Genomic DNA, 8675 nt, shown 5'->3' on the forward strand with positions numbered 1-8675 from the left:
TTCGGAATGCTCCTAGGGGAAACCTCTCATTCCCGGTGTCGCCGGCCTCGCCGTACCGTGCGATATAAGCCTCGGGGAGGATTATGTCGAAGCCCAGGCATGACGTCGTCATTATCGGTGGCGGGTTCTACGGTTGTTTCATCGCCTACCAGATTGCGGCCCGGTTCCCGGCGATGTCCGTTGTCGTGCTTGAGAAGGAGCGGTCGCTGTTCACCCGGGCGGCCAGCTCGAACCAGGGTCAGCTGCACCGGGGTTACATGTACAGCGCCGATGTCGAGCTGGCCGCGGAATGCGCTCGCAATGCGGCTACCTTCGGTGAACATTTTCGGGACGCGATCGACCGCGACGTCGTCGGCTATTTCGGGGTGCACCGGGACTCGGAGATCGGTCCGGATGCCTATGAGCAGTTCTGCTCGGCACTCGAACTGCCGCTGCGGCCGGCGCCGCGCGCGGCCCGGAACTACTTCGGCGGCGACGTCGTCGCGGCCTACCGGTCGGCCGAGCAGACGTTCAACCCCGTGCGCCTGGCGGCGATCATGCGCGACCGGCTGGCCGCCACCGGTGTGCGGGTCCGGTTGTCCGCCGCGGTGACGCGGGTCGTCCCGCAGGACGACGGCTCACACGCGGTGCTGCTGGCGGACGGATCGGTGCTGTCCGCCGCGACCGTCTACAACGTCGCCTTCGCCGGCATCAACCCGCTGCACGACCGGTCCCGATTACCCCGGGTGCCGATCCGGTGCGAGGTGTTCCTGCACTTCCTGTTGCGACTGCCGGCGGAGTTGGCCAGAGCCGGGATCACCGTGATCCGGGGCCGGTTCGCCTCGGCGCTGCCGTCCATCGCGCGCGGCGGCCACCTGCTCGCCGCGGCGGCGTTTCGCCGGATGGAGCAGAGCGACACCGTGGCGTTGTCGGAGCGGGTCGACGAGCGTCAGATCGACAAGACCCACGCCGAGGCGATGCGCGAGTGCTCCGAGTACCTGCCGCCGCTGCGCCGGTCGGTCTACCTGGGCCACGTGATCGGCACCCGGGCCGCCTTCATCGACACCGAGACCAACGAGACGACCAGCCGGGTCACCCCGTTGCTCGACTTCGCCGGCACCCCCAACTACCACGTCCTGTTGGGCGGCAAGGTGACCTGCCTGTTCGAGGCGCACGGGCCGGCACTGGCCGGGGTGCGCCGGTGACCGTCGTCGTGCTGGGGGGCACCGGGTGGGTGGGCCGCCACGTGTGTGCCGCCTTCGCGCGGCGGGGCGAACGCGTGGTCGCGGTCGCCCGGAACCCGACCGCGTCCGGTCCGGGTTTCCGCGGGCTGGACCTGGCCGGCGCTCCCACCGCCGCCATCGCCGGGCTGTTGCGCGCGGAGCGGGCCGACGTGGTGGTCAACGCCGTCGACTCGACCAACACGACCGACGGCTGGCAGCGCTCCGCCGAGGAGCACGAGCGGACCAACGCGCGGATGGTGGAGCGTCTGCTGGCCGCCGTCGCCGCCACGGCGCACCCGGTTCGGCTGATCCACCTGGGCACCGTCCACGAGTACGGCCCGATCGCGCCCGGCACCGCCGTGGCCGAGACGCACCCGCCCCGGCCGGTCAACGACTACGCCCGGGCCAAGCTCGCCGGCTCGCGGGCGGTGCTGGCCGCGACCTCGGTCGACGCGGTGGTGCTCCGGCTGGTCAACGTGTGCGGACCGGAGCCGTCGCCGGCCAGCTTTCCGGGCAAGCTGGTCGATCTGCTGCGCACCCGCAGGCCGTCGGTCACCGTCGCGGCCGCGCGCCGGGACTTCGTCGACGTCCGCGACGTCGCTGACGCCGTCGTCGCGGCGTCCGAGGTGGACATCGCCGGCCAAGCGATCAACATCGGCAGCGGCCGCACCGTCGAGATCGCCGAGTTGGCCCGGATCTTCTTCAGCGAGGCCGGCATCCCGCCGCACCGCGTGAACCTGCGCTACGCCCAGGTCCCCAGCCTCGGCGGCGACTGGATCCTGGCCGACATCACCCGCGCCGCCCACCTGCTCGCCTGGCGCCCGAGCACCCCGCTGCGCCAGTCGCTGCACGACATGGCCGCGGCCGCCCGCTAGCCGGTCATGTTCCGGGCCGGCCGGCGAGGGTGGCGACCACCTCGCTCGGGGCCGGTTGCCGGTCGACGTCGTCCCGCAGCGCCCGGGCACGCGCGGTGTAGCCGGGTTCGGACAGCAGTTGCTCGACGGCCCGCGCGATGCGGGTGGGGTCGGCCCGCACGTGCTGGTGTCTGAGGTGGATCGCCGCGCCGGTGCCGGCGAGCCGGCCGCCGCACTGGTCGTCCAGCGGCTCCCGGGTGATCGTGAGCTGGGGCACGGCCAGGCAGGCGGCGGTCATCGCACTGCCTTCGCCGCCGTGGTGGACGATCGCGTCACAGTGCGGCAGCACCAGCCGCAGCGGGGTGCCGGCGAGGTAGCGCGCCCCGGGCGGTGCGGTGCCCAGCGCGGCCAGCCGCTCCGGGCTGACCAGCGCCAGCACCTCGACGCCGGTGCGGGTGATCGCCGCGATGGCCGCCCGGTACGGATCCGTCGCGGCCGGGCCCAGCGCGCCGGGGACGACCAGCCCCCAGGTGAGGCAGACCCGGGGCCGGCGGCGACCGGTCAGCCCGCCGGGCGCCGCGCCCGGCCCGTTGTACGGCACGTAGCGCATGGCGATGGCCGGCCGCTCCGCGCCGATGAACATGCTCGGCGGGACGGTGTCCAGGTAGTTCCCGGGCCGCGGCGGCGGTTCGAGCCCGAAGCGCTCGAACAGCCCGGCCAGACCCGGCAGCGGCCGGCCGTCGAGCCGGTACTCGACCAGGAAGGCGTCCTGGGTGCCGTGCGTGTACCGCAGGTGCGGCACGCCGACCACGGTGGCGGCGATCGCGGCGGACAGCGCCAGGGTGTCGTGGATGATCAGGTCCGGGCGCCAGCGGCGGGCGAACTCCACCAGGCCGTCGGCGACCGCCTCGGCGGCGGCGACCGTGTACCGGCCCAGCACCTCCAGCAGCCGCGCCTGCGCGGGGGTCAGGGTGTCCGGATGCGCCGGCCAGTCGGCCGGCCAGGGCGGCTGGCCGTACGCGGTGTCGACCAGGTCCGCCCGGGCCTGCGCCGAGAGCCTCGGTCCGGTCCCGACGGACACGGTGGACAGTCCGGTGTCCCGCATGGTCTCCGTGGCGCGCGGCGGTCCGGCGAGGCAGACCTGGTGCCCGGCCTGCCGCAGCGCCCGGGCGAGCGGGATCAGCGGGTAGAGGTGGGACGGGCCGCCGGCGACCGCGAAGAGCACCCGCACCCCGGCTCCTAGGTGTCGAGGAGGTTGGTGAGCGTGGCCACCACCTCCGTGGGCGCCGGTTGCCGGGCGATCTCGGCGGCCAGACCGTGGGCGGCCGCGGCGTGTCCCGGCTCGGTCAGCAGCGCGTGGATGGCGTCCCGGATCACCGCGGGCCCGGCCGGGTCGCGCCGCAGTTGCGGGTGGCGCAGGTGGATGCCGGCCCCGGTCGCGGCCAGCCGGCCGCCGCACATGTCGGCCTCCGGGCTCGCGGTGACCACCAACTGCGGGATGGCCGCCACCGCCGCGGTCAGCGCGGTGCCGTCGCCGCCCTGGTGCACGATCGCGTCGCAGTGCGGCAGCACCACGTTCAGCGGCACCGAGGCGAGCGCCCGCACGGAGTCCGGCCACGGGCCGAGCCGGTCGAGGTCGGCCTCCGGCGCCGCGACGAGACAGTCCATGCCCAGCGCGGTGATGGCGTCGACGGCCTGACCGAACGGAAGGATCCCCTCGGCGCCGACGGCCGCGGAGATGGTGTGGCCCCAGGTGACGCACACCCGGGGCCGGGACCGCGGCCCGATCAGCCCGTCCGGCTCGGTTCCCGGCCCGTTGTAGGGCACGTACCGCATGTTCAGCAGCCCGTCGGGTGCCGTCACCCGCATGCTCGGCGGCGTCGGATCCACAGCGGACCACGGTTCGGTCCGGACCGGCACCCCGAAGCGTTCGAACAGCGCGGCATACTCCGGCAGCGGCCCCGGGCCGGGCTGGGCGAGCTCGAGCCGCTGCGCGGAGTCCGTGCCGGACAGGTGCCGGATCGCCGGCACGCCGAGCGCCGCGGCGGCGGCCGGGCCGGCATAGCTGAACGAGTCGTAGACCACCGCATGCGGGTTCCAGTCCTGGCCGAAGGCGACCAGCTCGTCGAGCATCGCCTCGGCCGCGGCGGCCAGGTACCGGCCGGCGAGGTCCAGGTACGCCAGCCGTTGCGGGCCGAGGGCGCCGACGTCGGCCGCCCAGTCCACCGGCCACGGCTCCTGGGTGAACATCGCCGTGGCGAGCTCGTCGCGCATGGCCGCCGGGACCCGCGGGGACCCGCCAACGGTGATCACCGGCAGACCGGTGTAGGCCAGGTCGGCCGCCCACACCGGCGTGCTGGTCATGCGAACCTCGTGACCGGCCGCGCGGAAGGCCCAGGCGAGCGGCACGAGCGGGTAGAGGTGCGGCCGGCTCCCGAAGACGGTGAACAGGATGCGCACGGCCCAAAGGTAAACGCCCTGGTCGGCCGCCCGGCATCGTGGGTTTTACCTAGTGCACCAGGAGTTCGCCACTAGGTACCAGGCTTTGTGTCGCAATTGAATCGGCTTACCTAGGTGGCTTTCCTGGCATTATTGCGTCCCTAGGTGGTTCTGGCTATTTCTCCATGATCACGTTCGTGAAATATTCTGTTGTCGACATTCTATCGGCCGGCTGGTTCCTTGCGGCACAGATATCGAGGGTAGGTTCCGATGTCGCTGGTGCGCACCAGGATCGTCATCGTCTTACTGGCGGCAATGGCCGTCACGGCATTCGGGATCACCCGGCTGTTCGCCGAGACCGGGGCGACCGAGGTCACCCGGGTGGGCACGCTGGACGGGCTGTCCGCGGAGGTCACCACGGCGGGCTGGGTCGAGATGGATCACGACATGTCGGGCAACGCGCCCGGCTACCAGATGCCGCCCGCGATGATGCCCGGCATGCCGGACCAGGGAGATCAGCGAATCGCGGTCAAGCTCACGGTGGCCAACACCACGGCCGGCACCCGGCAGCTACGGGCCGGCGAGGAGTTCACGCTGCACTCGGCCAAGGACGGCAAGAGCTGGACCCCGCACTCGCACACGTTCGGCGAACTGCCCCGGCTGGCTGGGCGCAACGTCATTAGCGGGGTGCTCTACTTCGACCTGCCGCCGGCCGATGTGGCCGATTCCGCCACGTGGATCGAATGGTCGCACGGCGATGGTTCAACCAGGCTATTCGTCCCGCTTAATGGGGCCGAACCGGGACACCAACACAACCCATAGGCTCAGAACCCACTAGGGGATTTTGTGTGACGCACCGCGGCACGGCTGCCGCGGTGGAAAGGGGAAACCGATGTTCTGGTCCCGTCACGGCGGCGGCAGATCCGGTCGCCGCCATTATTCATTAATGCCGGACAAAGATCCGGCGGTACCGGGAGCCGGGCCGCCGGGACAGGACGGCGGCGTCGCGCTGGCCGTCGTGATCGCGGTCGCGGTGACGCTGTCCCGGCACGCCGGCGAGATCCTGTCGCCCGGCGGTTCCGGCCATCTGCTCGGCGCCCTGCTGGACGCCATGCTGATCGTTCCGGTCGCCGCGGCCGCCGTCTGGCTGGGTAGCCGGACGGCGGCCGCGGTGGGCGTGCGGGGCACCGGCCCGGGAGCCCGGGTGACCGTGGCGGCACTGATGTCGCTGCTGTTCGTGCCGCTGTTCACGCCGCTGGCCGCGGCCCTGACCCCGCTGCACACGATGATCGGTGTCGCCGGGGGCGAGGCACACGCCGCGCACCAGGCGGCCGGCATGGACATCGCCGGATGGACCAGCCACGGCCTGTGGAACGCGGTCGCGGCCCAGCCGGTGGTGCTCCTCGCCACCCTGCTGACCCTGTCCGTCGTGGGCACCGTGAGCGAGGGGCTCGGCCTGCGCCGCCGGCACCACCCGGCGTTCGTGGCGACGGCCGTGACCCTGGTACCCGCGCTGATCGCCGGCATGTTCCTCGCGCCGGTGGCCTTCACGGCCGCTACCGCCCCGGCCGCGCAGGCAGCGTCCACCGGTGGCTGCCTCACCGCGCCCACCCGCACCTACAACGTGCTCGCCATCAACATCGACATCACCGTCGACCGGTTCGGCGACCACGACCCGTTCGGCTTCATGTTCGTCCAGGCCGAGAAGCTGAACGAGGTGCGGGCCCAGGAGGCGGCGCTGCAGGAGAACGGGGCCGAGGGCTCGGACGGCAGTGGCGCCAAGGTCACCTCCGGCCTCGGCCAGGACCCGATCCAGCCACTCGTGCTGCGGGCCCGGCTGGGTGAGTGTGTGCAGATCAACCTCACCAACCGGCTCACCAGCCCACCGCGCGGCGGCCCGGGTTTCGGTGACCTGCCGGTGTACACGCAGCCCGGTGGGGTGCCGTCGGTGTCCATCGACATGGCCGGCGTCGCCTACGACGCCGCGGCCGGCGCCGGTGGCCAGGCGGTCGGCAACAACCCGGCGAACGTGATGGTGCCGCCGGGCGGGACCTACAGCTACCGCTACTTCCTCGACCCGCTGATGGGCGAGGGCGCGCGGGTCTTCCGCAGCGGTGGCGACTCGGCCCAGCTGACCGCGCACGGCCTGTTCGGCACGCTGGTGGCCGAGCCGGCCGGGTCGACCTGGCTGGACCCGGACACCGGTGCGGACCGGACGAACGACCGGCGGTTCAACAGCTTCGCGGCGATCATCCGGCCGGGAAGCGGGAACGCCTTCCGCGAGTTCACCATCATGTACCACGAGATCGGCGACGAGCAGTTCTCGCTGCGCCGGCCGCCGAGGGAGTCCGACGGCGACCTGGACTGCTTCGGGCCGCCGGACGAGTTCGGCTCACCGCTGCCCATGCGCGACGAGGGCGGCCCGGACAACTGCGGTTACAACACCAACAGCTACCGACCCGGTAGCCGGGCGATGAACTACCGCAGCGAGCCGTTCTTCCGGCGCCTGGAACTGCAGACCTTCCTCGGCCTGCAGGACGAGTCCACACTGGACGCCGCCGAGTCGCTGGTCTACGGCTCGTACATGAACGGCGACCCGGCGACGCCGCGGCCGCGTTCGTACGTCGGTGAGCCGACCAAGACCCGGTTGGTGCACGCCGGGTTCGAGCAGCTGCACGTTCACCACCTGCACGGTGGCGGTGACCGGTGGCCGATGAACCCCAACGCGGTGGCCGACAACTCCGCGGGCGGGCTGCAGAAGAACCCGCCGAACAACGCGTCGTCGGTCATGCTGGACTCGCAGACCATCGGCCCGAACGAGGGCTACGACCTGCGCCACGAGTGTGGGGCGGGTGGTTGCCAGCAGGCGGTCGGTGACTTCCTGTTCCACTGCCACATCGCCCACCACTACATCGCGGGCATGTGGAGCTTCTGGCGGGTCTTCGACACCAGACAGCGGGATCTCGCCGTGCTGCCCGGCCGGGCCGCACCTCCTTCCGCGGTCAACTCGCAGGGTCTGATCGGCCGGACCATCGAGGGCCGAACCGTCGTGGCCCGGGCGAACCTGACCAACCCGAACACCCAGACCGCGGTGGAAGACCTGGTGGAGCGGCAGATTCCACCACGGGGCGTGCGGCTGGACAGCACCGACGCCACCGTATGGGACTGGCAGCGAGGAGGTAGCTCGGCTTCACCGCTGTACTTCGGTGAACCCGAGGACGAGACCGTGTGGCCGGACTACGAGTCGCCGACACCCGGCGAGCGGCCACAGATCCTGTTCAACCCCAACAACGGGCGGCCCGCCTTCCCGATGTTGAAACCGCACCTCGGTATGCGGCCGCCGTTCGCCCCGTCGGGCCACACCGGCACCGCCTACCTGGGCGACACCACGTCCTCGACCAGACCGGACGGACTGTGTCCGAGCAATGCCCCGGTGCGGACGTACAACGTCACCGGGATCAGCGTTCCGGTCCAGGAGACGTTGCGGGAACGCGATCCCAACGGCATGGTCTACGTCCTCAACGAGGACAAGGACCGGGTGCTCGAGGACGCGGAGAGCGGCAGGCGCGCACCGGATCCGCTGGCGATCAGATCGAACGTCGGTGACTGCGTGGCCATCACGCTGACCAGCGAGTTGGACCCCGAGATCCAGCCCAAGGTGAACATGCACACGCACTTCGTGCAGTTCGACCCGCAGAGCTCGGACGGGGTCATCACCGGCCTGTCCTTCGAGCAGTCGGTCTACCCGAACACGCTCGAGGACCGGCAGATGACGGCCTCCTCGCCGGCCAACGCCACCCAGGTCAACGTGTCCAATGTGGACCGCCTCCGGGTCGGCATCTTCGTCGCCGTCGGCAGCGGCAAGGCGAACATCGAGATCCGGCGGATCACCGAGATCCGCGGCACCCGGCTGACCTTCGACCGGGCGCTGGGCTCCGCGCACGCCACCGGTGACCCGGTGTCGGTCGAGTTCACCCAGTACCGCTGGTACTCCGATGTGGACAGCGGCACGGTGTTCTGGCACGACCACGTCAACGGTATCGAGTCGTGGGCGCACGGCCTGTTCGGCGCGCACATCATCGAGCCGCGCGGCTCGACGTACCACGACCCGCGCACCGGCAACCAGGTCCGCAGCGGAACCATCGTCGACATCCGTACCACCAACCTGGTCGGTGGGGGG

At 71.5% G+C, this 8675-nt stretch carries 6 protein-coding genes; 4 read left to right on the plus strand and 2 right to left on the minus strand.

Annotated features, from left to right (window positions below; genetic code table 11):
- Window positions 1–83 precede the first annotated feature (83 nt).
- Window positions 84–1184, plus strand: a complete 1101-nt coding sequence (locus VFO68_RS33220) for an FAD-dependent oxidoreductase (RefSeq protein ID WP_325162396.1) — start codon at window positions 84–86, stop codon at window positions 1182–1184.
- Complete coding sequence (locus VFO68_RS33225) at window positions 1181–2077, plus strand: NAD(P)-dependent oxidoreductase (RefSeq protein WP_325162397.1); 897 nt, start codon at window positions 1181–1183, stop codon at window positions 2075–2077. The genes VFO68_RS33220 and VFO68_RS33225 overlap by 4 nt, the downstream gene beginning before the upstream one ends.
- Before the next feature lie 4 nt (window positions 2078–2081).
- On the opposite strand, the gene VFO68_RS33230 is transcribed toward VFO68_RS33225, so the two are convergent.
- Window positions 2082–3287 (minus strand): nucleotide disphospho-sugar-binding domain-containing protein, encoded by a 1206-nt coding sequence (locus VFO68_RS33230; protein ID WP_325162398.1) that lies wholly within the window; start codon window positions 3285–3287, stop codon window positions 2082–2084.
- 8 nt (window positions 3288–3295) lie between these two features.
- Window positions 3296–4516, minus strand: coding sequence for a nucleotide disphospho-sugar-binding domain-containing protein (locus VFO68_RS33235; RefSeq protein WP_325162399.1), 1221 nt, complete (start codon window positions 4514–4516; stop codon window positions 3296–3298).
- Window positions 4517–4774: 258 nt separating this feature from the next.
- Here VFO68_RS33235 and VFO68_RS33240 point away from each other — a divergent pair, with 258 nt between their 5' ends.
- Complete coding sequence (locus VFO68_RS33240; protein WP_325162400.1) at window positions 4775–5317, plus strand: hypothetical protein; 543 nt, start codon at window positions 4775–4777, stop codon at window positions 5315–5317.
- Between the two features lie 124 nt (window positions 5318–5441).
- Window positions 5442–8675, plus strand: a 3234-nt coding sequence (locus tag VFO68_RS33245; protein ID WP_325162401.1) for a hypothetical protein, incomplete at its 3' end; no start/stop codon positions are given.

This window comes from Actinophytocola sp. (assembly GCF_035712165.1).
Taxonomy (GTDB): Bacteria; Actinomycetota; Actinomycetes; order Mycobacteriales; family Pseudonocardiaceae; genus DASYTH01.

Bases quoted from the DNA above. Each gene is read 5' to 3' on its own strand.
- VFO68_RS33220 (WP_325162396.1), top strand. From the start codon at position 84: ATGTCGAAGCCCAGGCATGACGTCGTCATTATCGGTGGCGGGTTCTAC.